Annotated in this window: 28 protein-coding genes; 18 read left to right on the top strand and 10 right to left on the bottom strand. The window is 61.2% G+C overall.

Annotation, left to right across the window (positions count from 1 at the left end):
• Positions 1-2: 2 nt before the first annotated feature.
• The gene (lysA, locus tag MF6394_RS26140; protein ID WP_078467847.1) at positions 3-1,250 is read right to left on the bottom strand and encodes a diaminopimelate decarboxylase; all 1,248 of its coding nucleotides are present in this window, start codon (positions 1,248-1,250) and stop codon (positions 3-5) included.
• A gap of 14 nt (positions 1,251-1,264) precedes the next feature.
• The gene (lptM, locus tag MF6394_RS26135; protein ID WP_003195417.1) at positions 1,265-1,432 is read right to left on the bottom strand and encodes an LPS translocon maturation chaperone LptM; all 168 of its coding nucleotides are present in this window, start codon (positions 1,430-1,432) and stop codon (positions 1,265-1,267) included.
• A gap of 238 nt (positions 1,433-1,670) precedes the next feature.
• On the opposite strand from lptM, the gene cyaY reads away from it, so the two are divergent.
• The 3 genes from cyaY to rnk all read left to right on the top strand — a co-directional run bounded on the left by cyaY (position 1,671) and on the right by rnk (position 2,769).
• A complete protein-coding gene (gene cyaY, locus MF6394_RS26125) occupies positions 1,671-2,003 on the top strand; it encodes an iron donor protein CyaY (protein ID WP_032894564.1) in 333 nt (110 codons plus the stop codon).
• 2 nt (positions 2,004-2,005) lie between these two features.
• Complete coding sequence (locus MF6394_RS26120) at positions 2,006-2,224, top strand: DUF1289 domain-containing protein (protein ID WP_032897694.1); 219 nt, start codon at positions 2,006-2,008, stop codon at positions 2,222-2,224.
• A 131-nt stretch (positions 2,225-2,355) separates the two neighbouring features.
• Positions 2,356-2,769, top strand: a complete 414-nt coding sequence (rnk, locus tag MF6394_RS26115) for a nucleoside diphosphate kinase regulator (protein ID WP_032894565.1) — start codon at positions 2,356-2,358, stop codon at positions 2,767-2,769.
• On the opposite strand, the gene MF6394_RS26110 is transcribed toward rnk, so the two are convergent.
• The 3 genes from MF6394_RS26110 to MF6394_RS26100 form a co-directional block, all read right to left on the bottom strand.
• Positions 2,766-5,606 (bottom strand): class I adenylate cyclase, encoded by a 2,841-nt coding sequence (locus MF6394_RS26110; RefSeq protein ID WP_078467846.1) that lies wholly within the window; start codon positions 5,604-5,606, stop codon positions 2,766-2,768. The genes rnk and MF6394_RS26110 overlap by 4 nt on opposite strands.
• 169 nt (positions 5,607-5,775) lie before the next feature.
• Positions 5,776-6,030 carry a TIGR02647 family protein gene (locus MF6394_RS26105; protein WP_003195403.1) on the bottom strand — a complete coding sequence of 85 codons (255 nt, stop codon included), beginning with the start codon at positions 6,028-6,030 and terminating at the stop codon, positions 5,776-5,778.
• 95 nt (positions 6,031-6,125) lie between these two features.
• A complete protein-coding gene (locus MF6394_RS26100; RefSeq protein ID WP_034134047.1) occupies positions 6,126-6,410 on the bottom strand; it encodes a hypothetical protein in 285 nt (94 codons plus the stop codon).
• 125 nt (positions 6,411-6,535) lie between these two features.
• On the opposite strand from MF6394_RS26100, the gene MF6394_RS26095 reads away from it, so the two are divergent.
• Entirely contained in the window at positions 6,536-7,195 is a 660-nt protein-coding gene (locus MF6394_RS26095; protein WP_069557814.1) for a glutathione S-transferase family protein, read from the top strand.
• A gap of 100 nt (positions 7,196-7,295) precedes the next feature.
• Here the strand turns inward: MF6394_RS26095 and argH are convergent, their stop codons facing one another.
• Positions 7,296-8,690 (bottom strand): argininosuccinate lyase, encoded by a 1,395-nt coding sequence (gene argH, locus MF6394_RS26090; RefSeq protein WP_078467845.1) that lies wholly within the window; start codon positions 8,688-8,690, stop codon positions 7,296-7,298.
• A gap of 501 nt (positions 8,691-9,191) precedes the next feature.
• Here argH and MF6394_RS26085 point away from each other — a divergent pair.
• From MF6394_RS26085 to MF6394_RS26060, 7 genes are all read left to right on the top strand, one after another.
• Positions 9,192-9,938: a LytR/AlgR family response regulator transcription factor gene (locus MF6394_RS26085; protein ID WP_047712056.1), complete on the top strand. Its 747-nt coding sequence runs from the start codon at positions 9,192-9,194 to the stop codon at positions 9,936-9,938.
• Between the two features lie 139 nt (positions 9,939-10,077).
• Positions 10,078-11,019 (top strand): hydroxymethylbilane synthase, encoded by a 942-nt coding sequence (hemC, locus tag MF6394_RS26080; RefSeq protein WP_044269783.1) that lies wholly within the window; start codon positions 10,078-10,080, stop codon positions 11,017-11,019.
• Complete coding sequence (locus tag MF6394_RS34760) at positions 11,016-11,774, top strand: uroporphyrinogen-III synthase (RefSeq protein WP_047712055.1); 759 nt, start codon at positions 11,016-11,018, stop codon at positions 11,772-11,774. The genes hemC and MF6394_RS34760 overlap by 4 nt, the downstream gene beginning before the upstream one ends.
• Positions 11,775-11,792: 18 nt before the next feature.
• Positions 11,793-12,908, top strand: a complete 1,116-nt coding sequence (locus MF6394_RS34755; protein ID WP_034134043.1) for a uroporphyrinogen-III C-methyltransferase — start codon at positions 11,793-11,795, stop codon at positions 12,906-12,908.
• Between the two features lie 5 nt (positions 12,909-12,913).
• Positions 12,914-14,155 carry a heme biosynthesis protein HemY gene (locus MF6394_RS26070; protein ID WP_003195384.1) on the top strand — a complete coding sequence of 414 codons (1,242 nt, stop codon included), beginning with the start codon at positions 12,914-12,916 and terminating at the stop codon, positions 14,153-14,155.
• Positions 14,156-14,391: 236 nt separating this feature from the next.
• Positions 14,392-14,913, top strand: a complete 522-nt coding sequence (locus MF6394_RS26065) for a disulfide bond formation protein B (protein WP_044269779.1) — start codon at positions 14,392-14,394, stop codon at positions 14,911-14,913.
• Between the two features lie 209 nt (positions 14,914-15,122).
• Entirely contained in the window at positions 15,123-15,581 is a 459-nt protein-coding gene (locus tag MF6394_RS26060; protein ID WP_044269777.1) for an Rsd/AlgQ family anti-sigma factor, read from the top strand.
• Between the two features lie 52 nt (positions 15,582-15,633).
• Here the strand turns inward: MF6394_RS26060 and MF6394_RS26055 are convergent, their stop codons facing one another.
• Positions 15,634-16,311, bottom strand: a complete 678-nt coding sequence (locus tag MF6394_RS26055; protein WP_047712054.1) for an FKBP-type peptidyl-prolyl cis-trans isomerase — start codon at positions 16,309-16,311, stop codon at positions 15,634-15,636.
• Between the two features lie 192 nt (positions 16,312-16,503).
• Here MF6394_RS26055 and MF6394_RS26050 point away from each other — a divergent pair, with 192 nt between their 5' ends.
• On the top strand, positions 16,504-17,538 hold the full coding sequence (locus MF6394_RS26050; protein WP_078467844.1) for an AlgP family protein: 1,035 nt from the start codon (positions 16,504-16,506) through the stop codon (positions 17,536-17,538).
• On the opposite strand, the gene MF6394_RS26045 is transcribed toward MF6394_RS26050, so the two are convergent.
• Positions 17,535-17,999 (bottom strand): TIGR02444 family protein, encoded by a 465-nt coding sequence (locus MF6394_RS26045; protein WP_044269772.1) that lies wholly within the window; start codon positions 17,997-17,999, stop codon positions 17,535-17,537. The two genes, MF6394_RS26050 and MF6394_RS26045, sit on opposite strands and share 4 nt — an antisense overlap.
• A gap of 50 nt (positions 18,000-18,049) precedes the next feature.
• Between MF6394_RS26045 and abc-f the strand changes: the two genes are divergently transcribed.
• From abc-f to MF6394_RS26020, 5 genes are all read left to right on the top strand, one after another.
• Positions 18,050-19,960: a ribosomal protection-like ABC-F family protein gene (gene abc-f, locus MF6394_RS26040; protein ID WP_047712050.1), complete on the top strand. Its 1,911-nt coding sequence runs from the start codon at positions 18,050-18,052 to the stop codon at positions 19,958-19,960.
• Positions 19,960-20,526, top strand: a complete 567-nt coding sequence (locus tag MF6394_RS26035) for a mechanosensitive ion channel family protein (RefSeq protein WP_003195372.1) — start codon at positions 19,960-19,962, stop codon at positions 20,524-20,526. Before abc-f ends, MF6394_RS26035 begins: the two co-directional genes overlap by 1 nt.
• Before the next feature lie 169 nt (positions 20,527-20,695).
• Positions 20,696-21,328, top strand: coding sequence for a LysE family transporter (locus MF6394_RS26030; RefSeq protein WP_003195369.1), 633 nt, complete (start codon positions 20,696-20,698; stop codon positions 21,326-21,328).
• A gap of 201 nt (positions 21,329-21,529) precedes the next feature.
• Positions 21,530-23,425: an FTR1 family protein gene (locus tag MF6394_RS26025; RefSeq protein ID WP_047712049.1), complete on the top strand. Its 1,896-nt coding sequence runs from the start codon at positions 21,530-21,532 to the stop codon at positions 23,423-23,425.
• 1 nt (position 23,426) lies between these two features.
• The gene (locus MF6394_RS26020) at positions 23,427-23,882 is read left to right on the top strand and encodes a YaiI/YqxD family protein (RefSeq protein ID WP_032894581.1); all 456 of its coding nucleotides are present in this window, start codon (positions 23,427-23,429) and stop codon (positions 23,880-23,882) included.
• A 106-nt stretch (positions 23,883-23,988) separates the two neighbouring features.
• On the opposite strand, the gene elbB is transcribed toward MF6394_RS26020, so the two are convergent.
• Positions 23,989-24,654, bottom strand: a complete 666-nt coding sequence (elbB, locus tag MF6394_RS26015; RefSeq protein ID WP_044269766.1) for an isoprenoid biosynthesis glyoxalase ElbB — start codon at positions 24,652-24,654, stop codon at positions 23,989-23,991.
• A 115-nt stretch (positions 24,655-24,769) separates the two neighbouring features.
• On the opposite strand from elbB, the gene MF6394_RS26010 reads away from it, so the two are divergent.
• Complete coding sequence (locus tag MF6394_RS26010; protein ID WP_047712048.1) at positions 24,770-26,005, top strand: sterol desaturase family protein; 1,236 nt, start codon at positions 24,770-24,772, stop codon at positions 26,003-26,005.
• Here the strand turns inward: MF6394_RS26010 and MF6394_RS26005 are convergent.
• Positions 25,986-26,621, bottom strand: coding sequence for a DedA family protein (locus tag MF6394_RS26005; protein WP_047712047.1), 636 nt, complete (start codon positions 26,619-26,621; stop codon positions 25,986-25,988). The two genes, MF6394_RS26010 and MF6394_RS26005, sit on opposite strands and share 20 nt — an antisense overlap.
• Positions 26,622-26,829: the final 208 nt, after the last annotated feature.

Here is a 26,829-nt window from a genome sequence, read left to right as displayed (position 1 = left end):
GCTTACTCCGGCAGCAGGCTTTCGCCAGCATACAACTCGGCTACCGTCTCGCGGCGACGCACTTCAAATGCTTGATCACCGTCCACCAGCACCTCGGCGGTACGCCCACGGGTGTTGTAGTTGGAACTCATGACAAACCCGTAGGCACCGGCCGAATGCACGGCCAGCAGATCACCTTCCTCAAGCGCCAACTCACGATCCTTGGCCAGGAAGTCGCCGGTCTCGCAGATCGGCCCGACGATGTCATAGGCGCGGGCTTTGCTTGCGCGCGGCGTCACGGCGGTGACATCCATCCAGGCCTGGTACAGCGCCGGGCGGATCAGGTCGTTCATCGCCGCATCGACGATGGCGAAATCCTTGTGTTCGGTGTGCTTGAGGTACTCGACCTGGGTCAGCAGCACGCCAGCGTTGGCGACGATGTAGCGGCCCGGCTCGAACATCAGCGTGAGGTCGCGGCCTTCGATGCGCTCGCGCACGGCCTGGATATAGTCGGCAATCAGCGGCGGCTCTTCATCGCGATAACGCACACCCACGCCACCACCGAGGTCGATGTGGTGCAGGTAGATGCCGCACTCGCCCAGGCGATCGATCAACGCCAGCAGGCGGTCGAGGGCATCCAGGAACGGTGGCAATGTGGTCAGTTGCGAACCGATATGGCAGTCGACACCCAGCACTTCCAGGTTCGGCAGTTGGGCGGCGCGGATGTACACGTCTTCGGCGTCGGCGATGGCAATGCCGAACTTGTTCTCTTTGAGACCGGTGGAGATGTACGGGTGGGTGCCGGCGTCGACGTCCGGGTTGACGCGCAGGGAGATCGGCGCACGCACGCCCATCTCGGCGGCGACCACTTGCAGGCGCTCCAGCTCGTCGGTGGATTCGACGTTGAAGCAATGCACGCCGACTTCCAGGGCGCGACGCATGTCTTCGCGGCTCTTGCCGACGCCGGAGAAGACGATTTTGTCCGCCTGGCCGCCGGCGGCCAGTACGCGTTCCAGCTCGCCACGGGACACGATGTCAAAACCAGCGCCAAGACGCGCCAGGACATTGAGTACACCCAGGTTGGAGTTGGCCTTGACTGCGTAGCACACCAAGTGCGGCACGCCGTCGAGGGCGTCGGTGAACGAGCGGTATTGGGCTTCGATATGCGCACGCGAGTACACATAGGTCGGGGTGCCGAAGCGCTGGGCAATCGCGGACAAGGCCACGCCTTCCGCGAACAGCTCGCCGTCCCGGTAGTTAAAAGCGTCCATAAGTTTCCCTTGGCTTAGTAGGTGTCGTGCTTATGGGCTTTTGACGGCTTTTGCGACGATTGCGCCTGTTCGTTTGGATCTTTGCTGTCATCCGGCAGGTACAACGGGCCTTTCTGGCCACAGGCACTAACGAGGCAAGCGACCGCGACGAGCGCAGCAAGGGAAGAGATCAGGCGCTTCATGGCGAAATCCTTGAATATGCATTAATTGCGCCCGAGTATACCGACCACCCGCCAGCTTGCCTATGCGCCGCAACACCCGTCCGGCGGGGGTTTGCTGAGACAGTAGGGAAGCAGGCTACGATGCCTGGGGATATTTCGTACCGTGATCCGTAATCAAATCAGTATCCTTTGCAATCGGCGAAGCTCGCCCGTATCGTGCGGCGCTTGAGCAAAACCAGACACTTTTGAGGTTGCCACAATGAGTTTGACCGAAGCCCGTTTTCACGACCTGGTGGATGCCACCCAGCAGGGGCTGGAAGATATTTTCGACGACAGCGGCCTGGACGTGGACCTGGAAAACTCGGCCGGTGTGCTGACCGTCAAGTTCGAGAGCGGCCAGCAACTGATCTTCAGCCGCCAGGAGCCGCTGCGTCAGCTGTGGCTGGCGGCGCGCTCCGGTGGCGTTCACTTCGATTACGACGAAGAAAGCGGCAAATGGCAGTGCGACAAGAGTGAAGAGTTGCTGGGTGAGATGCTCGCCCGCCTGGTCCAGGAATACACCGGCGACGAACTGGATTTCGACGAGATCTGATGGTGAGTGAGCCTGCAACCGTACGCCCGCCCAAGCCGCTGTTCAGCAATGTCAGCCCGGCGGTGCCGTCACCTTGTATCAGTTTGTGTCGCCTGGACGAGCAGAAAGTCTGCCTGGGCTGCTTCCGCCATGTGGAAGACATCCGGGAATGGCGCTCTGCCGACGATGCGCGGCGCCGGGTGATCTGCGCCGAGGCCGAGCAGCGCAAGGCGAGCACCTGACGGCGTCTTGTTTATTTGTGTCGCTGTGGTAGTGTCCGGATACACCTCCATTCATCGAGGTCCGTGAGAACCCCGCCTTTTCCTGGCGGGGTTTTGCTTTTGTGTGCAGAAAAAAGGAGTCTGCCTGAATCATGACCACCGCACCGTCCATCATTCTTACCCGTCTTGACGTGCAGCGTCTGGAGCAACTGATCGACCGCTTGGGCGACGAGTCTCCCGGCGCCGAAGCGTTGCAAGCCGAACTCGACCGCGCCGAAGACGTGGTTGGTCACGATGAAGTGCCTGCGGGTGTCGTGACCATGAACTCCAGCGTGCATTGCCGTGAGCAAGGCAGCGGCAAGGACTATCACCTGACGCTGGTCTACCCCAAGCACGCGAACGCCGACGAAGGCAAGATTTCGATCATGGCGCCGGTAGGCAGCGCATTGCTTGGCCTGCAAGTGGGCCAGCACATCGACTGGCCGGCGCCTGGCGGCAAGACCCTGAAGCTGGAATTGCTCAGCGTCGAAGGCCAGCCCAAAGATGGCGGCGCCTTCCCGCTCTAAACCTGATTCAAGGCCGCATTGAGTGACTGTTCCAGTTCGGCTTTATAACGCAGGTACAGATTGCTTGGGCTTTGCACATCACCGAGCAGCCCTGACAGATCCAGGTCAGTGATATAGCAGCGGTAACGCTCGGTTTCCCGACGTTGCCCGACGATCTCCCGGGCGACCACCGCAAACAGCTGGTCGCCAAATTCCAGCTCGGAAAACTCCCGCTGATTGCAGTACAGGGTGATCCCTACGTGGCCTGGCGCGCCTTTGCCGATAATCGCCTGCACGTCATAAAACGCTTTGTTGGCAGGGTCTTGCGGGGCCGGCCGTGGCTCCACGCCTCGCGCACGGCCGTTGCCCGATGGCAACAGTTGGTAGTACAGGATCTGTAACTCGCCCGCGGGTTGCTGGGCGTCCAGGGACGATAGCGCTTCGCGGCGGTACAGGATCGATTGCAAAAAACGCTGCAGCGGCGCTAGCAGGCTTTGCTCATCATGAAACGGCAAGCGCTGTTGCCAGAGCGCGTTGAATTCGTCGAGCACGTACACGTCGGCGAAGCCTTCATTGACCCGGTAGAACACCTGCACACACTCGGCCTGGCCCATGGGCAGCAGCAGCGCCAGGTCGTGGTCTTCCAGGGCCATGGCGTCCAGGTGCCACGGGCTGTAGCTGGCCAACTCCTCGTTGAGGTAAGCGATCAGCGCGTCCTGGGTCGGCAGCGATACATGGGTGGCTTGGCCCGGCACCAGTTCCATGACGTGGTAATGCTGCTGCACCTGGAGCAGGTAGCGATGGTTGCCCTGGCCGAGCAGCAGATGCTGCGCGGTGTCGAATACCTCTTCCACCCGCTGGGCAATGAACTGCGCCCGGTTGTGGCAGAAGCAGCGCACCCGCAGGCGTGGCAGATGGTTCGATGGCAGTTGGTTGAGGTAGTCGCGCAGGCAGTCGAGCAGGGCGTGCGGGCCGTCATAGCGGCTGACCATCACTTCGTTCCAGCTGTTGAGCGTGACCTGGTCCAGGGTCAGCACCAGGTTGTCGCGCACGCCGGCATAGCTCAGGGAGTCGGTGCGCTCGGTGGTCATCAGGATATTCAGGTCGCGATGATGCTTGAGCGGGTCAACCCCTACGTTGATCAGCAGCAGCACCTCTTCTGGCACTGCCGGGCGCAGCAAACGGCTCTCATCGACACTGGCCAGGGGCAAGGCGATGGTCTGTTGCAGGCTGCCCAGCAGGTTGAACAACTCGAACTCGGTCATGTCGCTGGTGCCGGGGTGCAGCGCCAGGCGGGTGCTGCTGTCGATCACGCCGTTGCGATGGCACCAGGTGAGCATTTCCAGCAGGTCGCGGCTGCGTTTGATCGGCGCGAAGTGTTCCCATTCCAGGGCGGTAAGGTTGCCGTTATACAGGCCCCAATGGTGTTGGCCCGGCTCCTTGCGGTTGGGCGACTGCACCAGGGTCAGGGTGTCTTCGGCCAGGTCGGGGGCGATGCCGGGGTTGATAAACTCGACCTTGCCGGCCTTGCGCTCGAACGCTGCGTACAAACGGCGGCCCAGTACATTGAGGTCGCGTTTATTGATCGGGCTGGCGGACTGTTCGCTGCGGGTGAACTGAGTGAGGAAGCGGTAGCTGTAGTTCAACTCATTGACCAGGGCGCGGCGCTCGGAAGCGACCTGGCGCACTTTCCATTGGCTGCGGCTGTCCAGCAGGGCCAGTTGGCGTGTGTCCCACCCCCATTCATGCGCCAGGCGTTCCAGTAGCTGCCGTTGCCAGCCAGCAGTGCGCTGGCCGGCGCTGAGTTTGCGGTTGACCTTCAGGTACAGGCTGCGGCGCACCAGTTCCAAGCGCTCCAGCTCGTTGCGGGCCTTGAGGTATTCCTCGATACGGCGGTAGACCATGATGTACGGGTCCAGCTCATCCAGGTCTACCTGATGGCTGAACACCGCCTGTTTGAAGCGCAGGCTCAGGCACTGCACCTTCGGGTGTTCGCTGGCGTAGACCTCGGTCAGCAGCAGCTTGAGCACCGATTTATAGGGCGACTCGATGCCCTTGAACAGTTGCCACAGCCCCGCGCCAATAAATTCCCCCGGAGGAATATGAGCCAAATGGCCGAGGTCGAGGGTTTCATCGGCGCGGATAAAGCGCTTGGAAATCAGTGCGTGAGTAAACTCGGCGTAGCGGTTTTCTTCGTAGACCGGCACCAACCACCAGATGGGCGTGCGTCCGGCCAGCCAGATCGCGGTGCGATAGAACTCATCCAACAGCAGGTAGTGCTGGGTGGTGCCGCAGTCGTCGGAGCTCAATTGTGTATCGCGATCACCCAACACAAAGCGCGTCGGGTCGATCAGGAAGAAATGCGCCTCGGCGCCCATGCCCAAGGCCCAGGTTTCCAGCAGTTGGCACTTTTTGCGCAGCTCGGCCAGCTCGGTCTCGCTCAGGTCGGGGGCGTGGCACACCCACACATCCATATCGCTTTGATCGGCCTGGGCCAGCGTGCCCAGGCTGCCCATCAGGAACAAACCGTGTATCGGCGTAGGCGGGTTACCGTGGCGCGGTTTATAGGAAAACGAGCGGGTCAGGCGCTGGGCATCGGCCAGGGCCTGGGCGTCCGGTTCAAAATTCGACAACCCGGCCGGCGTGCTGCTGGAGACGTAGCCTGGCAACAGCGGGTGATTGACGTGGAAAAACAGCGGCAACAAAGCCAGCACGCTTTGCTGGCGTGGCGTCAGCCCCTCGACGGCCCGGGCCATGCGGCCTTGATTGAGGGTCATGAAACGCGCGCGCAGTTGGGTCAGCACCTTGCGGTCGATGCCTTCGTCCAGATCGGGGCGGATTTCATGGGTGCGGGTCATGTCGAACTCGTTGGCTCGCAGGGCCCGACGCGGGCGGCCATGCAGGAGTTTACAGACAGTAGCGTAGGAGTTTTAGAGGGAAGTGGCTTTTTGGCGTCAGAATTTTGTAGGCCGCGCAGCAATGCCCGCGGAATCCGCAGGCGGCGGACTCCATGGGCGGTATCAGGTATCAGGCGGCTTCTTTGGTGCTGGCAGTGGTGAGGATGGTCAGCAGGGTTTGGGCTTGCTCGGCAGCGTCCCGGCCAAGGCTCGTCAGATAGCCCCCGTCCGGTTGGTCGATCAGCCCTTTGGCATGGAGGCGCTTGGCAGCGGCGATGGCAGTAGGGGCGGCAGTCTGATGGACTTTCAAGCCTTCCTTGGTGCTGTCCAAGGGGAAGAGTACAAGGATTTCCAGTTCGGCAACCAACTCAGGGGTATACGACATAAGGACTCCAGACTTTCTAAAATTTATTAGAGGCTAGCAGGCCATAAGGTGAACGCACTTTGCCGAACTGTCCAGCGTGTTGCTGCGTGCCGGGGTTATTGCTTTTCCGGCGGCAGCTCGGGCAGTGCCCGCAGTGCTGTTTCATACCACTCGGTATTGAAGGCGCGGTCCTCGTCCAGCATGGCGTCGATCTCGAAGGCCAGAACGTGAGCCATCAGATTCAGGATCTCTTCGCGCTCGTAACCCACCAGGGTCAGTTTATTGAACGTAGCCTTCGCCGCTGGCGGGTTATCGCTCTCGATCTGGTTCTCGATGGCTTCGATCAGCGTGGTTTCGGTGAATTCTTCTTCGTCGTTGTCGATATCGGTCGGCTCGCTCATGGCAGGCTCCTCAAGGAAAGGGCGTCAGTCTACCCCCATTCAGGTGGGTGATGCTGCTGGTCAGGGAGACCTCGAGGATCTATAACTCTTGCAGCCAACCCCGCACCCGGCCTGGAGGCTTTGCGATGCTCAAGCTTTACGGATTTTCGGTCAGCAACTACTACAACATGGTCAAGCTGGCGCTGTTGGAGAAAGGACTGCCCTTCGAAGAAGTGCCTTTTTACGCCGGGCAAACCCCCGAAGCCTTGGCGGTCAGCCCCCGCGGCAAAGTGCCGGTGCTGGGTGTGAAGCAGGGGTTCATCAACGAAACCAGCGTCATCCTCGAATACCTGGAGCAGAGCCAGGAAGGCCCTGCGCTGCTGCCCGCCGACCCGTTTGCGCGGGCACAGGTGCTGGCGCTGTGCCGTGAGATCGAGCTGTACATCGAACTGCCTGCACGGGCGTGTTTCGCCGAGGCTTTTTTCGGCATGTCGGTGCCGGAGGCGATCAAGGAAAAATCCAGGGCCGAGCTGTTGCTTGGGATCGGTACGTTAGGCCGGCACGCTAAGTTCGCGCCTTATGTGGCAGGGGAGAGCTTCACCCTCGCGGACCTGTATTTCATGTACAGCTTGAACCTGGCCTGCGGTGTGGGCGAGAAGCTGTTTGGGCTGGACCTGCTGGCGCAGTTGCCGAAAGCGAAGGCGTTGTTGGCGCGCCTGAATGAGATGCCCAACGCGCAGAAGGTAGAGGCGGACAGGCAGGCGGCGATGCCAGCGTTCATGGCGATGATTGCAGCCAAAAAATAAATCTTTGGCAGCTGTAAGGGCACCATCGCGGGCAAGCCCGCTCCCACATTTTGATGTGTGAACCCAATCAAGTGTGGGAGCTGGCTTGCCTGCGATGCTTTTAGCGGCTGGCGAGCAATTGCTGGCCGCGCACGACCGCTGTCTTGACCTGTGCTGGCGCAGTGCCGCCCACGTGGTTACGGGCATTCACCGAGCCTTCCAGGGTCAGCACGGCAAATACATCCTGCTCGATCTGGTCGCTGAACTGGCGCAGTTCTTCCAGGCTCATTTCCGCCAGGTCTTTGCCGGTGTCCACACCGTACTTCACGGCGTGGCCAACGATTTCGTGGCAGTCACGGAACGGCAGGCCACGGCGCACCAGGTAATCCGCCAGGTCGGTCGCGGTGGAGAACCCACGCAGGGCCGCCTCACGCATGATCGCGTGCTTGGGCTTGATCGCCGGGATCATGTCGGCAAAGGCGCGCAGCGAGTCGCGCAGGGTGTCGGCGGCGTCGAACAATGGCTCTTTGTCTTCCTGGTTGTCCTTGTTGTAGGCCAGTGGTTGGCCTTTCATCAGGGTCAGCAGGCCCATCAGTGCGCCGAATACACGGCCACTCTTGCCACGCACCAGCTCTGGCACGTCGGGGTTTTTCTTTTGCGGCATGATCGAGCTGCCGGTGCAGAAGCGGTCCGGCAGGTCGATGAACTGGAATTGCGCGCTGGTCCAGAGCACCAGCTCTTCGGAGAAGCGCGACAGGTGCATCATCGCGATGCTGGCCGCGGCGCAGAATTCGATGGCGAAGTCCCGGTCCGACACGCCGTCCAGTGAGTTGCCGCCCACGGCGTCAAAACCCAGCAGTTGTGCGGTGTACTCACGGTCGATCGGGTAGGTGGTGCCGGCCAGTGCAGCGCTGCCCAGCGGCATACGGTTGGCGCGCTTGCGGCAATCGACCAGGCGCTCGTAGTCGCGGCTGAGCATTTCGAACCAGGCCAGCAGGTGGTGGCCGAAGGTCACAGGCTGTGCGGTCTGCAAGTGAGTGAAACCGGGCATGATGGTGTCCGATTCGCGCTCGGCCTGCTCCAGCAACCCTTTTTGCAGGCGGGTGATTTCGCCCAGGATCAGGTCAATCTCATCGCGCAGCCACAGGCGGATATCGGTGGCGACCTGATCGTTACGGCTACGGCCAGTGTGCAATTTTTTGCCGGTCACGCCGATGCGATCGGTGAGGCGTGCCTCGATGTTCATGTGCACGTCTTCGAGGTCGACGCGCCAGTCGAACGTCCCTGCCTCGATCTCACCGCGGATGGTGGTCAGGCCGTCGATGATGCTGTCACGCTCGGCATCGGTCAGCACGCCGACCTTGGCCAGCATCGTGGCGTGGGCGATGGAGCCCATGATGTCGTGGCGGTACAGGCGTTGATCGAAGGTGACGGAGGCGGTGAAGCGCGCGACGAAGGCGTCGACGGGTTCACTGAAGCGGCCGCCCCAGGACTGGTTGGTCTTGTCGGTGCTCATGGATTCGCTCGTGATCTGCTTAAAAGAGGCATGAAGGTGTGCTGGCGATCATAACAGGGTTGCCCGTGGACGCGGTGCTGCGGGTGGCCGGCAATTTTATTTGTGTAAGAGATGGCTAAGTGCCTTGCCGCCGACCGCATCCGGGACGAGACTGGGGGCAGGTACTTATTGAAACGATATTTGACGATTGAGCAATGTCGCCTCGGTGAGCGTCTACAGTTGGACTGATAGTGTGTGAATGCACCAAAGTCGGGTGATGCGGTCATAACCAGACTATCCATTAAACAGGGGGGTATTCGGATTGTTTATCAGTGAACCCTACGACGATGCCCGGAGGCAGCGGGTCTTGGGCGCTATTGAACAGGTCCGGGTAAATTTGGGTGCCATTCTCACGGCACTTTTTGCCGCTCGCGCTAGTCTTAGCGTGGATCGCTGTGACGTCAGTCACCGCACCTGTCTACGCTATCCTTGTGCGAGACTCACGCAGGAATCCAGCGCAATATGAATGTCCTGATCGTTGATGACGAACCCCAAGCCCGCGAGCGACTGAGCCGTCTGGTCAGTGAACTCGAGGGTTATACAGTCCTTGAACCGATTGCCACCAGCGGCGAAGAGGCGTTGACGCTGATCGACAGCCACAAGCCGGATGTAGTGCTGCTCGATATCCGCATGCCCGGTTTCGACGGCCTGCAAGTCGCCGCCCGCTTGAGTGAACGCGAATCGCCGCCCGCCGTGGTGTTGTGTGCGGCGCAGGATGAGTTTTCTGCACAGACGCTGGAAGACAGCGGTGTCAGTTTTCTCATCAAGCCGGCCACGGCCGAAGCCTTGCTCAAGGCCCTGAAAAAAGCCGAGCGCCCCAGCCGTGCCCAACTGGCTGCCTTGACGCAGCCGGCTGCGCAAAGTGGTAACGGGCCGCGCAGCCATATCAGCGCGCGTACCCGCAAGGGCATCGAGCTGATCCCACTCGGCCAGGTGGTCTACTTTATTGCCGATCACAAGTACGTGACCCTGCGCCACGAGACCGGTGAAGTGTTGCTCGATGAACCGCTCAAGGCCCTTGAAGACGAGTTTGGCGAACGTTTCGTGCGCATTCATCGCAACGCGCTGGTCGCCCGTGAACGCATCGAGCGCCTGCAGCGCACGCCCCTGGGGCACTTTCAGCTATTCCTGAAGGGGCTCAATGGCGATGCGTTGATCGTCAGCCGACGCCATGTCGCTGGCGTGCGCAAGATGATGCAGCAGCTTTAGCCCGAGGGCTGCGGCGCGGTCTGCGTTCCTTATCCCGGTGCGATGTGGCCAGGGAGGCCCCGCACTTGCCTGATTCAAATCAAAGCGTATTTGCCTGAGCTGTTATTATCCGCCGTATCTATTCAGTACGGATTGATCCATGTCCTCTCGCGAAATCCGCATCGCCACCCGTAAAAGCGCCTTGGCCTTGTGGCAGGCCGAATACGTCAAAGCACGCCTTGAACAGGCCCATCCCGGCCTCAAGGTATCCCTGGTGCCCATGGTCAGTCGCGGCGACAAGCTGCTGGACTCGCCACTGTCGAAAATCGGCGGCAAGGGCCTGTTCGTCAAGGAGCTGGAAACCGCGCTGCTGGACAACGAAGCCGACATCGCCGTGCATTCGATGAAAGATGTGCCCATGGACTTCCCTGAAGGCCTGGGCCTTTTTTGCATCTGCGAGCGCGAAGACCCGCGCGACGCCTTTGTTTCCAACACCTTCGCGTCCCTGGACGAATTGCCGCTGGGCAGTATCGTCGGCACCTCCAGCCTGCGTCGCCAGGCGCAGTTGCTGACGCGGCGTCCTGACCTGCAGATCCGCTTTTTGCGTGGCAACGTCAACACACGCCTGGCCAAGCTGGATGCCGGCGAATATGACGCGATCATCCTCGCCGCTGCCGGCCTGATCCGCCTGGGCTTTGAAGACCGCATCACATCGGCTATCAGCGTCGACGACAGCCTGCCGGCTGGCGGGCAGGGCGCAGTCGGTATCGAATGCCGCACCGCCGACAGCGAAATTCATGCACTGCTAAAACCTCTCGATCACGCGGACACCGAAGTGCGCGTCACCGCCGAGCGTGCCTTGAACAAACACCTCAACGGTGGCTGCCAAGTGCCCATCGCCTGCTATGCCGTACTCGAAGGTGAGAACCTGTGGCTGCGTGGCCTGGTCGGTGATCCGGACGGCGGTAACCTGCTGACCGCCGAGGTGCGTGGGCCGCAACGTGATGCCACGGCCTTGGGGATTCAGGTTGCCGAGGAACTGCTGGAAAAAGGCGCGGGTGCCATTTTGCAGAAAGTCTATGGCGAGGCCGGCCCGCAGTGACCGACTGGCGAGTGCTGCTGACGCGGCCTGCCGAGGAGTCGACGGCCCTGGCGGCGCTATTGGCCCAGCGCGGTATTCACAGCAGTTGCCTGCCTTTGCTGGAGACCGAAGCGTTGCCGGTGACCGCTGAACATCACGCGGTGTTTGGCGCGCTGCAGCGCTATTGCGCCGTCATCGTGGTGAGCAAGCCGGCCGCGCGCCTGGCGTTGCAGCAGTTGGGGAGCAGTGTGCCACCCATGCCCTGGTTCAGTGTCGGCGCGGCCACGGCCCAGATACTGGCCGATCATGGCCTCCAGGTTCACTGTCCCGCCACGGGCGATGACAGCGAGGCCTTGCTTGAACTGCCTGCCTTGCGCGAGGCTATTGCAGTGCCGGGCGCCCGGGTGTTGATTCTGCGTGGCGAGGGCGGGCGCGAGTTGCTGGCAGAGCGTTTACGCGAGCAAGGTGCTAGTGTCGACTACCTGGAATTGTATCGGCGTTTTCTTCCGGTGTATGAGAAGGGCGCGCTGATGCAACGCATCCAGTTGGAACGCTTGAACGGCCTGGTGGTCAGCAGTGGGCAGGGTTTTTTACACTTGCACGCGTTGGCCGGTCCCGATTGGCCAGAGGTGGCACAGCTGCCGTTGTTCGTGCCCAGCCCGCGTGTATATGAAATGGCGCGGGCCGCGGGTGCAGAAAAAGTTGTGGATTGTCGCGGCGCGAGTGCCGCGGCTTTGTTAGTGGCGTTAGGGAGCTATCCCGTTCCCACTCTCTGATACGCAAAGGACGGATACGTGAGCGAAACAGCCTTGCCTAAAGATGAAGCTCAGCCCGCGCTTGATGCGCCGGTCGAGACACCGGTCAGCGCGCCACGCCGTGGCAATGGCCTGGCCATCGTCGCCTTGCTGTTGGGCGCTGCGGGCGTAGCCGCCGGCGGTTGGGGGATCTGGCAGGTCCGTGCCCTGCAAGCCAGCAGCCAGCACCAGCTGGGCCAGGTGCAGACCCTGGATGACCAGTCCCAGAGCCTCAAGCAAGGCCAGCAACAGTTGGCCGCCCGCCTGGCGCAGTTGCCGGGTGCGGATGAGCTGGAAGAACGTCGCCGTCTGGTCACTCAGTTACAGGGTGATCAACAGCGCCTCAACCAGCGTCTGGAAACCGTGTTGGGTGCCAGCCGCAAAGATTGGCGCCTGGCCGAGGCCGAGCATCTGATCCGTCTGGCCAGCTTGCGTTTGTCCGCCTTGCAAGATATCAACAGCGCTCAGTCGCTGGTCCAGGGTGCCGACGAGATTCTTCGCGAGCAGAGCGACCCAGGGTCTTTCGCCGCACGCGAGCAACTGGCCAAGAGCCTGGCTGCGCTGCGCAGTACCGAGCAACCGGACCGTACCGGCCTGTACCTGCAACTGGCCGCCTTGCGTGACCAAGTGGTGCAGCTTGCGGCGATTGCCCCGGAGTATCAGCTCACCGAGCCCGCTTCCCAGGGGCGTCCCACCAGCGATACGCAGAACCAGTTGAGCCAATGGTGGGAGCAGATTTCCCGTTACTTCCGCATCGACTTCAACCCGGATGACAACATCCGCCCATTGTTGGCAGGCCAAGGTTTGAACCAAGTGCGGCTGGCCTTGAGCCTGGCGCTGGAGCAAGCCCAGTGGGCTGCGCTTAACGGCGAGGCGGCGGTATACAGCCGCTCGCTGGGAGAAGCGCGCAGCGTGTTGCAGGACAACTTCAACCAGGACAACCCGCAGAGCAAGGCGATGCTGGCGCGTATTGCCGAGCTCGAGCCCAAGGCCGTGTCGGTGGTCACGCCTGACCTGGCCGCGAGCCTGGCTGCTGTGCAGGCGTACCTTGAGCGTCGTCATCTGTCTGCCGACGAAGCCAAGGCCTCGGCTGGCAAACCGGCGACCCAGGAGTAGAGCTGATGAAGCGTTTCTATGTGATCCTGGTGCTCGCAATTGCGCTCGCCCTGGCCCTGGGCGTGGGCATTTCGAAGCACACCGGCTACGTGTTGATTACCTATCCTCACTTGCTGCATTACGAATCAAGCCTGTGGGCGACATTGGTGGCTCTGTTCGCCATTGGCCTGGCGATTTACCTGATTCGTGTGTTGTGGAGCCTGGTCACCACATCCGGTGGCGTGGTCAACCCTTGGTCACGACGCAACCGCAGCCGTCGTGTGCAGATTGCTATCGAGCAAGGCCAGATGGACCTCGCCGAGGGCCGCTGGGCCAGCGCCGAACGCCACCTGCACCGCGCCGCCGAAGCAGAGCGTCAACCTTTGCTGTATTACATCGGCGCGGCCCGTGCGGCGAATGAGCAGGGTCGTTATGAGGAATCCGACGGTTTGCTGGAGCGCGCGCTGGAGCGCCAGCCCCAGGCCGAACTGGCCATTGCACTGAGCCATGCGCAATTGCAGATGGATCGAGGCGATACGGAAGGCGCTCTGGTCACCCTTCAGGCGATGCATGAGCGTCATCCGCATAACGCGCAAGTGCTGCGACAGTTGCAACGCCTGCATCAGCAGCGTGGCGATTGGTCGTCGGTGATTCGCCTGCTGCCGGAACTGCGCAAGGACAAAGTCTTGCCCGCCAATGAGCTGGCCGAGCTGGAGCGACGCGCGTGGGGCGAGAACCTGAGCCTGGCGGCCCAGCGTGAAGAGCAAGGCGAGGCGGGGTTGCAGTCCTTGGAGCGCGCATGGGAGCAACTGACCGCTGCCCAGCGCCAACAGCCACAACTGGTATTGGCGTATGCCGACCAACTGCGTCGATTGGGCGCCGATGCCAAGGCCGAAGAAGTGCTGCGTGGTGCGCTCAAGCGCGGTTACGACAGTCACTTGATCCGGCTGTATGGCCTGCTGCGCGGCAGTGACCCTGCGCGTCAATTGAAGTTTGCCGAAGGCTGGCTCAAGGACCATCCAGGCGATGCCAGCCTGCTGTTGACGTTGGGCCGTCTGTGCCTGCAAAACAGTCTCTGGGGCAAGGCGCGCGATTATCTGGAAAGCAGCCTGCAAGTACAGCGCAATCCCGAAGCCTGCGCCGAACTGGCTCGCCTGCTGGCCCAGTTGGGCGACACCGAGCGCAGCAACCAGCTGTTTCAGGAGGGCTTGGGCTTGCTCGACAATCGTCTGCTGTCCTCGCCACTGCCGGTGCCTGCACGAGTTTGAAGTAGGAAAGGGTGAGTGGATTGGCTCGGACCGATCCTCTCCCCGATCCTTCAAGCCCTGCAAACACTCGGTTTAACTGGCCTTGTTGCTAATTCCTACTTGTTGTAACTGAATTTCCTCGGGCTCGTGGCGGGATGTCCTTATGTTTTCGAGGAAATGTCTGCTCTAGGGCGTATTGAAAGGGGTCGGGCCTTTCCTCTACCGTAGCGACCTATCTCTTGCAGTGCGGATAAACAATGTCTTTGGCCCCTTTACGCTCTTTGTTTTTCCTGGCGTTCATGGCGGGTGCGCTGACGTTGGGCGCGTCTTTCTACCTTCAATACGGCGCGCTGCTACGACCGTGTTTTCTATGCCAGGTACAGCGCCTGTTCCTCGCGTCTTTTGCATTGATCAACCTGATTGCCGTGCTTCACAAGCCTGGGCGTTCCGGCCTTTGCCTTTACGGGCTGGCGAGTATGGGCTGTGCGTTGCTGGGCGCCATCACCGCAGGCCGGCAAGTGCTGTTGCAGAACAGGCCGGCAAGTCAGGTGGGGGATTGCTGGCCCAGTCTGCAGCACATGCTTGAAAACCTGTCTGTCTGGCAGGCAATGCGCTCGGTGTTCAATGGCACGGTCGATTGTGTCGAAATCAACTGGACGCTATTTGACCTGAGCCTGCCTGAGTGGAGCCTGTTGTTCTTCGTGGCGATGCTGATCCTGGGGCTCATGCAGGTGTCACGGTTGTTGTTCGGCAGGCATTTTCGCCTCGCAACGCCTTGAATACGGGACCCAGGTTGTAGGAGCGGATTAAACACTTGTATGAACATTCTCTCCTGCGTACCTTGAAGCCATAGTCATGCGGGCATAATCTGGCCCGCACGCGTTATCCAAACCGCTTGTCAGACGCGGCCTTGTCCGTCTGCTGCTTCATCCTTGAAGTGTTGCGCAGGTACAGAGCTGCGGCGCCCCAATAGGGAAGAGAGATCATCATGTTGGAACGTTGTCAGAATGCTCAGGAACGCTGGGGTGGTGTGCACAAGCTGATAGACAGCTGGTTGCAGGCACGTCACGAACTGGTTGGAGCCTTTGATGCTCTCGGCGCCAAGCCCGAAGCGTTGGGTGAGAATCGCGAAACATTGCAAGATTTTTGCGGTGTGCTGGTGGACTACGTGTCTGCCGGCCATTTCGGCGTCTACGAGCAACTGACCAAGGAGGCCGAAGCCTTCGATGATCAGCGTGGACTGGAGTTGGCCGAGACGATTTATCCGCGCATCGATGTGATTACTGAAAAGCTGCTGGCGTTCACCGACCTGTGTGATGCCGGGAAATGTGTTGCGGAAAAATTCAAAGAATTGGGCGCGCTGTTGCATGAGCGTTTCGAGCTGGAAGATTGCTTGATCGAAGTGCTGCACAACGCTCACAAAGAAGAACCCGCCACCCAGGCTTGAACCTGATGGCGAGATAAAAAACGGTGCGAATGTCGCACCTTTTTTTTATGGGTCAGTGGCGAGTGCCGAGCAGTTCGATCTCGAATACCAGCGGCGTATAGGGTGGGATCAACTCACCTGCGCCGTCTGCGCCATAGGCCTGTGCCGAAGGAATCACCAGGCGCCATTTCGCACCCACCGGCATCTGTTGCAATGCACTGCTCCAGCCGCTGATCACACTGTCCAGGCGAAACCATTGCGGTTGCGTACTTTTGTCGAAGACAGTCCCGTCAGGTAGTCGGCCCACGTATTTCACCTGTACTTCATCGCTGGCCGACGGCTTGTTGCCCGTGCCCTTTGCCAGCTCGGTGAGCAGGATGCCGTCGGCTAGTTGACGAACGCCGGCGGCGGCTTTTTCCCGAGTGAGAAATTGCTGCTCGGCAGCGAGTGCTTTTTCGCTTTGCGGCAGTTGGGCGTCGGCGGCATTCTGCGCTTCATGTTGGGCGAGGATCTGTTCAATGCGCGCGTTATCCAGCGCCAGTGGTTTGCCTTGGTAGGCTTGTTTGAGTCCATCGAGCAGGGCCTGTATCTGCAGGTCGGGGACTTCCTGGCGCAACCGTTCGCCAAGGCTTGCGCCCAGGCTATAGGCAAGGTCGTGCGGGGCTACGGCGGTGGTGTTTGACGAGGGCTGCTCGCTTGCATCGGCCACGCAGATCGCCAAGCCGAACACTAGAAAAAGGTAACGCGACATGGGCATTCTCCCGGCGAAAGTGCGACGGATTATGCCAGTGCGAGTGCGTAAAAAGTGGCGCGGTTTTCCGTTATATCGATAAGAATTTTCGCACGGTGCAACGCAAGGCAAAGGATACTGTCAACATGCCCTAGCGGCGGTAAGAGCAGAGGGCTAGTATGAGCCGCACCCACGTCAGCCAGGAGGTAAACCATGTCGGCCAAACAGAAGCCTGTAAATACCCCGTTGCACTTGCTCCAACAACTTTCGGGCAGCCTGCTCGAACATCTGGAAAGCGCGTGCTCCCAAGCCTTGGCTGATGCAGAAAAACTGCTCGCCAAACTGGAAAAGCAACGCGGTAAAGCGCAAGAAAAACTGCACAAGTCCCGTACCAAACTGCAAGACGCTGCCACTGCCGGCAAGTCCAAGGCCCAAGCCAAAGCCAAAGGCGCGGTCAAAGAACTTGAAGAGCTGCTGGATGCTCTCAAGGATCGCCAAGCCGAAACCCGCAGCTACATTTCCCAACTCAAAAAAGACGCTCAAGAAAGCCTGAAACTGGCTCAGGGCGTTGGCCGTGTGAAGGAAGCCGTAGCTAAAGCACTGGGTGCTCGTACGCCTGCAAAAGTAGCCGCTAAGCCAGTCGCTAAAACCGCTGCTTCCAAACCAACCGCCAAACCAGCTGCTAAAGCCACTGCTGCCAAAGCAGCGGCGAAGCCAGTTGCTAAAACTGCTGCTGCCAAACCAGCCGCTAAGCCAGCTGCTAAAACCGCAGCTGCCAAACCAGCTGCCAAGCCAGTCGCTAAAACTGCTGCTGCCAAACCAGCCGCTAAGCCAGCTGCTAAAACTGCTGCTGCCAAACCAGCCGCGAAGCCAGCCGCTAAAACTGCTGCTGCCAAACCAGCCGCGAAGCCAGCTACTAAAACTGCTGCTGCCAAACCAGCTGCCAAGCCAGCCGCTAAAACTGCTGCCGCCAAACCAGCTGCCAAGCCAGCCGCTAAACCTGCTGCTGCCAAGCCAGCCGCGAAGCCAGCCGCTAAACCTGCTGCTGCCAAACCAGCTGCCAAGCCAGTCGCTAAACCTGCTGCCGCAAAACCGGCCGCGAAGCCAGCTGCCAAGCCAGCGCCCGCAAAGCCAGCCACTCCAGCAGCCCCCACTGCCACCCCGGCAGCAGCCACCGCTCCAACAGCATCGGCCAGCAGCACCCCTGCACCGGTAGCGCCAAGCACCACCCCAACCAGCGCTTCCTAAGTGTTGGTGGCCATGACGCGCAATTGCAGCAGCGCGTCGTGGTCAAGGTTGGCGGCTTCGGTCGCCAGGCCTTCAAGCCATTCTTGCTGACCCAGCACCTCATTGATCGGCCATGCCTGCACCAGCGCTTCCAAGCGCGCCAGCAGCGTTCTTTCGGCCTCCAGCTCCAGTGTCTTGACCTGCTCGCGTAGCGATGCCAATTGCGCATCCTGCTGAGCCAAGGCGCGCCATTGCACGCGCATTTGTCGCAACGGTTCGACAACCTGCACCCGCCACGGATGAGCAATCTGTTGCAGTGCCTGAATGCGTTCGGGCTTGTACGCCACACCTCGTTGCTCCAGCCAAGCACCACACAACAACAGGCACACGTCTGCCCCTTGCTCCTGCAAGCGCAGGCACGCGGCCTCCACGCCCGGGCGGGCATAGGTCGAAAGGGCAAAGCTCCACAGGTCAGCGCACATATTCACACCCAAGCCAGCGGCCAACGAAGCTGGTAGACTCCGCCGCCATTATGATCCGACTTCAAAGCCTAACATTACAGCGTGGCCCGCAACGTCTTCTTGAAGACGCCGAGCTGACCCTGCACGCCGGTCACAAAGCCGGCCTGATCGGTGCCAACGGCGCCGGAAAATCCACGTTGTTCGCCCTGTTGCTGGGTGAGCTGACCCCGGATTCCGGGGACTGCCTGCTGCCGGCCGACTGGCGCATCGCCCATATGCGCCAGGAGATCGACACCCTGGACCGCATCGCCATCGACTACGTGCTCGATGGCGACCTGCGCCTGCGTCAGGTGCAACACGACCTTGCCGAAGCCGAAAAAGCCCAGGACGGTGCCGCCCAGGCGCGCCTGCACTCGGAGCTGGACAGCGCCGACGGCTACACCGCCGACGCCCGCGCTCGCAAGATGCTCGCTGGCCTTGGGTTTACCAACGAACAGATGGACCGTCCGGTCGCCGATTTCTCCGGCGGCTGGCGCATGCGCCTGAACCTGGCCCAAGCGCTGATGTGTCCGTCGGACCTGTTGCTGCTCGACGAGCCGACCAACCACTTGGACCTCGATGCGATCCTGTGGCTGGAAGACTTCCTCAAAAGTTACCAGGGCACCTTGCTGTTGATCTCCCACGACCGGGATTTCCTCGACGCCGTGGTCGATAACATCGCCCATGTCGAACAGAAGAAAATCACCCTTTACCGTGGCGGCTATACCGCGTTCGAACGCGCCCGCGCCGAGCGCCTGGCCCAGCAGCAACAGGCCTACGAAAAACAACAGGCGCAACGTGCGCACATGGAAAGCTACATCGCCAGGTTCAAGGCCCAGGCCACCAAGGCCCGCCAGGCGCAGAGCCGGATCAAGGCCCTGGAACGCATGGAAGAGCTGTCGGCGGCTCATGTCGATTCGCCGTTCGACTTTGTCTTCCGTGAGTCGGTGAAGATCTCCAGCCCGCTGTTGGACCTCTCGGATGCTCGCCTGGGCTACGGCGACAAAACCATCCTGGAGAAGGTCAAGCTACAGCTCACGCCGGGCGCCCGCATCGGTTTGCTCGGCCCGAACGGCGCCGGCAAGTCGACACTGATCAAGAACCTCTCGGGTGAGCTTGAGCCGCTGGCCGGCCGCCTCACCCGGGGCGAGAACACGGTGGTGGGTTACTTCGCCCAGCACCAACTGGACTCGCTGGACGCCAAGGCCAGCCCGCTGTTGCACCTGCAACGCCTGGCGCCGACCGAGCGCGAGCAGACCCTGCGCGACTTCCTCGGCGGTTTCGACTTCCGTGGCGCGCGCATCGACGAGCCCGTGCTGAACTTCTCCGGTGGCGAAAAAGCCCGCCTGGCCCTGGCCCTGATCGCGTGGGACCGTCCCAACCTGCTGTTGCTCGACGAACCGACCAACCACCTGGACCTGGAAATGCGCCTGGCGCTGACCATGGCCCTGCAGGAATTCAGCGGAGCGGTATTGGTGGTGTCTCACGACCGTCATCTGCTCAAGAGCACAACCGACAACTTCCTGCTGGTGGCCGACGGCAAGGTCGAAGAGTTCGACGGCGACCTGGACGACTACGCGCGCTGGCTGACCGAATACCGCCTGCGCAACGCGCCGGCCAGCAACACGCCGGTCAACCCGGACAAAACCGACAAGAAAGCCCAGCGCCAGGCCGCCGCCGCGCTGCGCCAGCAGTTGGCACCGCACAAGCGCGAAGCCGACAAGCTGGAAGCCGAACTGGGCAAGGTGCATGAGCGCCTGGCCAAGATCGAAGCCAGCCTGGGCGACAGCGCTGTGTACGAGGCGGCGCGCAAGGACGAGCTGCGTGACTTGCTGGCCGAACAGGCCAAGCTCAAGGTGCGCGAGGGGCAATTGGAGGAAACCTGGATGGAGGCCCTCGAGTTGCTCGAAACCCTGCAAGCGCAGCTGGAGGCGCTGTCCTGATGGAGGCGTTGCAATTACCGGTACCGGTGCAATGGATCGAGCCCATCTGGATCGGCGTGCAAATCCTGCTGATCCTGCTGGCCGGCTACCTGGCCCAGCGCTTTGTCGCCAAGGGCCTTACGCGCCTGGGTGAGCGCTACCCGTTCCCGCCGCAATTGCTGATGCCCCTGCGCGGCGGCTTGCGCTGGCTGATCATGGGCAGTGCGTTGATCTTTGTGTTGGGCCGCCTGGGTGTGTCTGCCACGGTGTTGTGGACGGCCCTGTCGGGGTTTGTCGCGGTGGCGGCCGTGGCGTTCTTCGCCATGTGGTCGGTGCTGTCCAACCTGCTGTGCGCGATCCTGATCTTTACCGTCGGGCCGTTTCGCCTGGGTGATATCGTCGAGTTGGTGGACACCGTCGACAAGCCGGGCGTGAAGGGCCGGGTCGTGGCGATCAACTTGCTCTACACCACGCTGATCGAAGTCGAGGAAGCCGGGACCAACAGCGCGATGGTGCAGGTGCCCAATAGCCTGTTCTTCCAGCGCTCGGTACGCCGTTGGCCCGGCTCTGGCACCAACATCCTGTAGGCGCGAGCTTGCTCGCGAAGACCGTCAACGATAACGCAGCGCTAGCAGTCAGCCTGCATCGCCTGTGCATTTTTCGCGAGCAAGCTCGCTCCTACAGAAATCTATAGCCAGCCTTTGGTCGCTGGAGTTAGCTTAAGGCACAACCGCTAACTCCCTTACGAGGTGTGCAATGGCTCTCGATACATGGCTGGCCTTTTTCCTGGCCAGTTGGATCATCTCCCTTTCCCCTGGCGCCGGTGCCATCGCCTCGATGTCCAGCGGCCTGCAGTACGGTTTTGTACGTGGCTACTGGAACGCCATCGGCTTGCAGTTGGGCCTGGCGATGCAGATTGCCGTTGTGGCCGGCGGTTTGGGGGCCATTCTGGCGGCCTCGTCTACCGCGTTCTATGCGATCAAATGGTTCGGCGTGGCCTACCTCGTGTACCTGGCCATCAAGCAATGGCGCGCCTTGCCCATGGACATGACCGATGACGCCGCCGTGCGCCCCATCGGCAAGCCGATGGCGATGATGTTCCGCGGCTTTCTGGTCAACGCCAGCAACCCCAAGGCGCTGGTATTCATGCTGGCGGTGCTGCCGCAGTTCGTGAACCCGCAGGCGCCGTTGTTGGTCCAGTACCTGATCCTCGGTGCGACCATGATCAGCGTCGATATGATCGTGATGGCGGGTTATACGGGGTTGGCCTCGAAAGTCTTGCGCCTATTGCGTACACCCAAACAACAGAAGCGCGTAAACCGCACCTTTGCTGGGTTGTTTGTCGGCGCTGCCGGTTTCCTCGCCAGCCTGCATCGCGCCACGGCCTGACCAAGCGACTGGACCAAGAATGTGGGAGCGGGCTTGCCCGCGAATGCGGAGTGTCAGTTGATACATTCATCACTGAACCACCGCATTCGCGAGCAAGCCCGCTCCCACATTGGTTTTATGGCGATATGAAATAACACCTTGAGTCGAATCCATTAAAGCTCAACAATAGTGTTACTTCGTATTTCCACTTGAGATTCATTCATGACCGCCCCTTTCCGCTTTCTCGCCTGGCTGCTGTTGCCGGCGTTGCTGTCGTGCAGCTTCAATCTGTTGGCCGCGACCGCCGAGGGCGCGCCGCAAGCCCTGCATTTGCTGGACTACATTGGCGCCGACTACCCACCGACGGTGGAGGCGGGCAAGGTGGTGGATGACTCGGAATACCGCGAACAAGTGGAGTTTCTCGGGGTATTGCAGGGCCTGGTGGCGGATTTGCCAGACAAGCCCGAGCGTGCCGAGCTGATAAAGGGCGTCGATGAACTGCTGGCCGCGGTCACTGCCCATCAGGACGGTGCAAGCGTTGCCCGCCAGGCCCGTCAATTGGGCGCCAAGCTGGCCGTGGCGTATGAAGTCAGCCAGGCCCCGGCCATCACGCCGGACCCGACGCGCGGCGCGCCGCTCTATGCCCAGCATTGTTCCGTGTGCCACGGCACAGCAGGTGCCGGCGATGGCCCCGCAGGCATGGGCATGACCCCACCACCCGCTAACCTGCGCGATGCCACGCGCCTGGATCGCCTGAGCCTCTACGCGATCTACAACACCCTTGGCCTGGGTGTCGAAGGCACTGACATGCCGTCGTTCGCTGACCAACTGGACGACCGCCAGCGCTGGGACCTGGCCACCTACATCGCCGGCTTCACGGCCGACCCGGCCGCCGCCAAAGGCGAGCAGACGTTCAACCTGGCCGACCTGGCCCGCCAGACCCCCAATGAAGTGCTCGCCGCTGATGGCCCTGGCGCTGCGGCGACATTCCGCGCCCAGCGTGCGCAGCCGCCGCAGGTTCAGCGTGGCCCCGCGCAGTTGCTTGACTACACCGCCGGCACCCTAGACAAGAGCCTCGCGGCCTTCCGCAACGGCGACCACGAGCAGGCTTACGATCTGTCCGTCGCGGCTTACCTGGAAGGCTTCGAGCTGGTGGAAAGCTCCCTGGATAACGTCGATGCCAATGTGCGCAAAGACACCGAGAAGGCGCTGATGGCCTATCGGCAATCGTTGCAGGACGGTTTGCCTATCGAGCAGGTGCAGCAGCGCCTGGATGTGGCCAAGGGCAAACTCACTGAATCCGCTGGCTTGCTCGGCGGCGATGGCCTGAGCTGGTCGTTGAGCTATATCTCCGGCCTGCTGATCCTGCTGCGTGAAGGCCTGGAAGCGATTCTGGTGCTGGCAGCGATCCTCGCCTTCCTGCGTAACACCGGCCAGCAATCGGCGGTGCGCAGTGTCAACCTCGGCTGGGGCCTGGCGCTGTTGGCAGGCTTGGCCACCTGGGCCTTGGCGGCCTATGTCATCGACGTCAGCGGTGCCCAGCGAGAATTGCTCGAAGGCTGCACGGCGCTGTTCGCCAGTGTGATGGTGCTGTGGCTCGGCGTGTGGATGCACGACCGGCGGCACGCGGCGGCCTGGCAGGACTACATCAAGAGCAGCCTGGTGGGCGGCGGTGGGCGTTTCGGTTTTGCCGTGCTGGCGTTCTTCTCGGTGTACCGTGAACTGTTCGAAGTGATCCTTTTCTACGAAACCCTGTGGCTGCAGGCCGGCCCTGCCGGGCACAACGCGGTGCTGGCCGGTGGTGCCACGGCGCTGGTGCTGCTGGTGGGCCTGGCCTGGGTGATCCTGCGCGGTTCGGCGAAGCTGCCGCTGGCGCTGTTCTTCGGCATCAACGCCGCGTTGCTGTGTGCGCTGTCGGTGGTGTTCGCCGGGCACGGTGTGAAAGCCTTGCAGGAAGCAGGCATCTTCGGCACGCGGCCGGTGGCGTTCTTTGACTTCGATTGGCTGGGCATTCACGCCGATGCGTATTCGCTGGGCGCGCAGGCTGTGGCGATCCTGGCGATTGTGGTGCTGTATGGCCGTAGTCGACTGAGCGAAAAGCGCCGGGTGGCGGCGTAGCATGCGGGTGTGGATCGACGCCGACGCCTGCCCTCGGGCGGCCAAGGACCAGGTGGTGAAGTTCGCCCTCAAGCGCCAGTTTGAGGTGGTGCTGGTGGCAGGGCAAAGCCAGATCAAACCGAGCTTTGCCTGTGTGAAGTTGATTGTGGTGCCCAGCGGGCCGGATGCCGCCGATGATTACCTGGTGGAGCATGCCGTGCCCGGCGAACTGGTGATTTGCAGCGACGTGCCCTTGGCCGACCGCCTGGTAAAGAAGGGGGTCACGGCCCTTGACCCGCGTGGCAAGGAATTCAGCCCGGCGAACATGAGCGAGCGGTTGGCGGTGCGTAACCTGTTTACCGACCTGCGCGAGCAAGGCCAGATGGGCGGCGGCCCACCGCCCCACGGCGAAAAGGACAAGCAGGCGTTTGCCAATGCACTGGACCGTATCCTCACCCGCTTGATGAAGCCTCTGTAGGAGCGAGCTTGCTCGCGAAAAACGTCAACGATAACGCGGGCACTCTGGATGAACGCGGCGCTCTCAGGTTCTTCGCGAGCAAGCTCGCTCCTACAGAAAGAGGGCGTCAGTCGTTCTCGTGGGTCAATTCCAATACCCGATCCACCAGCTTGTTGATGCCTGACGCCACCTCGCTGATGTTCTTGCCCAGCATATAGGCCGGCGTACTTACCAGCTTGCGCGCCGGGTCCTCGACGATGTCCTCCACCGTGCATTCGACGTGGGTGGCGCCCATCTTGTCCAGGGCTGCGGCAGTGTCGGCGTCGTTACCGATGGTGCAAGTCACGCCAGGGCCGTAGATCTTGGCGGCCAGGGCCGGCGAGATGCAGATCAACCCCACCGGCTTGCCCGCTTCGGCAAAGGCTTCAGCCAGCGCCAGCACCTGCGGGTTGATGCTGCAGCCGGCGCCTTCCACGGCAAAGTTCGACAGGTTCTTGGCCGCGCCAAAACCGCCCGGCACGATCAGCGCATCAAAGTCTGCGGCGTTGGCTTGGCCAATATCCTTCACGGCGCCACGGGCGATGCGCGCAGATTCCACCAGCACATTGCGCGACTCGGGCATTTCTTCGCCCGTGAGGTGGTTGATCACGTGCAACTGCGCAACGTCGGGTGCAAAGCATTCCACTTGAGCGCCGCGCTGGTCCAGGCGCAGCAGGGTGATCACGCTCTCATGGATCTCTGCGCCGTCGTACACGCCACAGCCGGAAAGGATCACTGCAATCTTTTTGCTCATGGGCATTTCTCCTGATTCATGGCGTTAAATGTCTACTAATTTGTAACCTGTTGCCAATGGGATCTCACGTCGCTGCACCTAATCTTGATGTAACAAAAATAGACCGGACTAGCCCATGGACTTTGTGCCTTACGCAGTACCGTTTTTTATTGCCCTGATCGTGGTGGAGTTGTTGGCCGACCGTTGGCGCGGCGTGCGTAACTACCGGGTGGCGGATGCCATCAACAGCCTCAGCACCGGTGTGCTGTCCACCACCACCGGCTTGCTCACCAAGGGCGTGGGCCTGCTGACCTACGCGTTCGCCCTCAAGCACTTGGCGCTTTTTGACTTGCCGGCCCAGAGTGCCTGGACCTGGGTATTCGCCTTCGTGTTCTATGACTTCTGCTACTACTGGCTGCACCGTATGGGCCATGAGCGCAACATCCTGTGGGCCGCGCATTCGGTGCATCACCAGAGCGAGGACTACAACCTCAGCACTGCCTTGCGCCAGACCAGCACCGGTTTCCTGCTGAGCTGGATCTTCTACCTGCCGCTGGCGGTGGCCGGCGTGCCGCTGGTGGTGTTTATCAGCGTGGCGTCGCTCAACCTGCTGTATCAATTCTGGGTCCATACACGCCATGTTCCCAAGCTCGGCTGGGTCGAATGGTTTTTCGTCACGCCGTCCAATCATCGGGCCCACCATGCACAGAACGCTCTCTACATGGATCGCAACTACGGCGGGGTGTTCATTATTTGGGACCGGCTGTTCGGCACCTTCCAGGAGGAAGACGACAACGAACCGGTGATTTTCGGCGTGACCACACCCCTGGCCAGCTGGAACCCGCTGTGGGCTAACCTGCAGTTTTATGCGCAGCTCTGGAGTGACGCCCGGCGCACTGAGCGTTGGTGGGACAAGCTGCGCATCTGGTTCATGCGCACCGGTTGGCGGCCGGCGGACGTCAAGGCCCAGTACCCGATGGCCAAGCCGGACCTGAGCCAGTTCCGCAAATTCGAGGTGCCGCTGGACGTGCGCCAACAGGTCTACATCGCCTTGCAGTTTGCGGCTTATGTGGGGTTTGGCAGCTATCTGATGAATTTCGGTGAGGGCTTGCCCACCTCGGCGCTGGTCCTCGGCTGGGGCACGATGGCGCTGGGGCTGTTTACTCTGGGGGTGGCGCTGGAGAATCGGCCATGGGCACTGAAGGCCGAGCTGGCGCGCCTGGCGCTGAATGTGCCCTTGGTATGGCTGGCGCCGCTGGTGGGGTTGTGGCCCGCCAGCAACCTGGGCTGGCTGGGCCTGGCGAGCTACAGCCTGCTCAGTATCATCGGCCTCTACTGTTGCAGAAGCCGGCTTACTCGGTTGGCGTCTTAGGCGTTTCGACCGGGGCTGGCTCGTTGGCCAGCCGAGCCTTGGCCTCGACACAGGCTTGGCGGGCGATGCGGGCATTCTTGAAGCGACGGCGCAGCCACAGGCCAAAGCCCAGCACCAGCAAGGCGCCCAGCACCCACAGCTCGTATTTCTTGACGCTGCCGAGCATGCCTTCCAGCACCGCGCCGAAGTGATAGGCCGCCGCCCCCAGTGCCGCGGCCCAGATCGCCGCGCCAATACCGTTGAGGACCAGGTAGCGCAACGGTGGATAGCCAGACAAGCCAATCGCCACGGGCATCACCGTGCGCAAGCCGTAGACGAAGCGGAAACTCAATACCCAGATATCCGGATGCTTGCGGATATGTTCCAGTGCCTTGTCGCCCATCAATTGCCAGCGCGGCTTGCGCGCCAGCAACTTGCGGCCGTGCTTGCGCCCCATGTAGTACCAGAGCTGGTCGCCGGCGTAGCTGCCAAAAAAGGCAACGACCACCACCAGGTTGATATCCATGTAGCCACGGAACGCCAGGAAGCCTGCGAGTACAAGGATGGTCTCGCCTTCGAAGAACGTGCCGAGAAAAAGGGCAAAGTAGCCGAAGTCATGCAGAAATTGTTGAAGCATGGTCTAGGGTGCTGGCGAAATGAACGCGCAGCCTACGCCTTCACGAAGATTCATGAAAGTATCGAGATGTGTCACGAAGTGAACAATTCCTACGCAAATGACGAATGGGACTACAGGTCGCGTCGATAAGCACAACTGTCATTCATTCGTCATAATGGCCGCTTATAACTGCAACGCTCGCCCGTAAACACGGGCTCAGGAGTCTGTC

The sequence above is a fragment of the Pseudomonas sp. MF6394 genome, from assembly GCF_002018845.1.
Taxonomy (GTDB): Bacteria; Pseudomonadota; Gammaproteobacteria; order Pseudomonadales; family Pseudomonadaceae; genus Aquipseudomonas; species Aquipseudomonas lactis.
The sequence above is the reverse complement of the archived record's forward strand: the minus strand, read 5'-3'. Positions and strand labels throughout refer to the sequence as shown.

Coding starts and splice junctions, on each gene's coding strand:
- lysA (WP_078467847.1), bottom strand. CDS start 1,250: ATGGACGCTTTTAACTACCGGGACGGCGAGCTGTTCGCGGAAGGCGTG.
- lptM (WP_003195417.1), bottom strand. CDS start 1,432: ATGAAGCGCCTGATCTCTTCCCTTGCTGCGCTCGTCGCGGTCGCTTGC.
- cyaY (WP_032894564.1), top strand. CDS start 1,671: ATGAGTTTGACCGAAGCCCGTTTTCACGACCTGGTGGATGCCACCCAG.
- rnk (WP_032894565.1), top strand. CDS start 2,356: ATGACCACCGCACCGTCCATCATTCTTACCCGTCTTGACGTGCAGCGT.
- MF6394_RS26110 (WP_078467846.1), bottom strand. CDS start 5,606: ATGACCCGCACCCATGAAATCCGCCCCGATCTGGACGAAGGCATCGAC.
- MF6394_RS26105 (WP_003195403.1), bottom strand. CDS start 6,030: ATGTCGTATACCCCTGAGTTGGTTGCCGAACTGGAAATCCTTGTACTC.
- MF6394_RS26100 (WP_034134047.1), bottom strand. CDS start 6,410: ATGAGCGAGCCGACCGATATCGACAACGACGAAGAAGAATTCACCGAA.
- MF6394_RS26095 (WP_069557814.1), top strand. CDS start 6,536: ATGCTCAAGCTTTACGGATTTTCGGTCAGCAACTACTACAACATGGTC.
- argH (WP_078467845.1), bottom strand. CDS start 8,690: ATGAGCACCGACAAGACCAACCAGTCCTGGGGCGGCCGCTTCAGTGAA.
- MF6394_RS26085 (WP_047712056.1), top strand. CDS start 9,192: ATGAATGTCCTGATCGTTGATGACGAACCCCAAGCCCGCGAGCGACTG.
- hemC (WP_044269783.1), top strand. CDS start 10,078: ATGTCCTCTCGCGAAATCCGCATCGCCACCCGTAAAAGCGCCTTGGCC.
- MF6394_RS26070 (WP_003195384.1), top strand. CDS start 12,914: ATGAAGCGTTTCTATGTGATCCTGGTGCTCGCAATTGCGCTCGCCCTG.
- MF6394_RS26065 (WP_044269779.1), top strand. CDS start 14,392: ATGTCTTTGGCCCCTTTACGCTCTTTGTTTTTCCTGGCGTTCATGGCG.
- MF6394_RS26060 (WP_044269777.1), top strand. CDS start 15,123: ATGTTGGAACGTTGTCAGAATGCTCAGGAACGCTGGGGTGGTGTGCAC.
- MF6394_RS26055 (WP_047712054.1), bottom strand. CDS start 16,311: ATGTCGCGTTACCTTTTTCTAGTGTTCGGCTTGGCGATCTGCGTGGCC.
- MF6394_RS26050 (WP_078467844.1), top strand. CDS start 16,504: ATGTCGGCCAAACAGAAGCCTGTAAATACCCCGTTGCACTTGCTCCAA.
- MF6394_RS26045 (WP_044269772.1), bottom strand. CDS start 17,999: ATGTGCGCTGACCTGTGGAGCTTTGCCCTTTCGACCTATGCCCGCCCG.
- abc-f (WP_047712050.1), top strand. CDS start 18,050: ATGATCCGACTTCAAAGCCTAACATTACAGCGTGGCCCGCAACGTCTT.
- MF6394_RS26035 (WP_003195372.1), top strand. CDS start 19,960: ATGGAGGCGTTGCAATTACCGGTACCGGTGCAATGGATCGAGCCCATC.
- MF6394_RS26030 (WP_003195369.1), top strand. CDS start 20,696: ATGGCTCTCGATACATGGCTGGCCTTTTTCCTGGCCAGTTGGATCATC.
- MF6394_RS26025 (WP_047712049.1), top strand. CDS start 21,530: ATGACCGCCCCTTTCCGCTTTCTCGCCTGGCTGCTGTTGCCGGCGTTG.
- MF6394_RS26020 (WP_032894581.1), top strand. CDS start 23,427: ATGCGGGTGTGGATCGACGCCGACGCCTGCCCTCGGGCGGCCAAGGAC.
- elbB (WP_044269766.1), bottom strand. CDS start 24,654: ATGAGCAAAAAGATTGCAGTGATCCTTTCCGGCTGTGGCGTGTACGAC.
- MF6394_RS26010 (WP_047712048.1), top strand. CDS start 24,770: ATGGACTTTGTGCCTTACGCAGTACCGTTTTTTATTGCCCTGATCGTG.
- MF6394_RS26005 (WP_047712047.1), bottom strand. CDS start 26,621: ATGCTTCAACAATTTCTGCATGACTTCGGCTACTTTGCCCTTTTTCTC.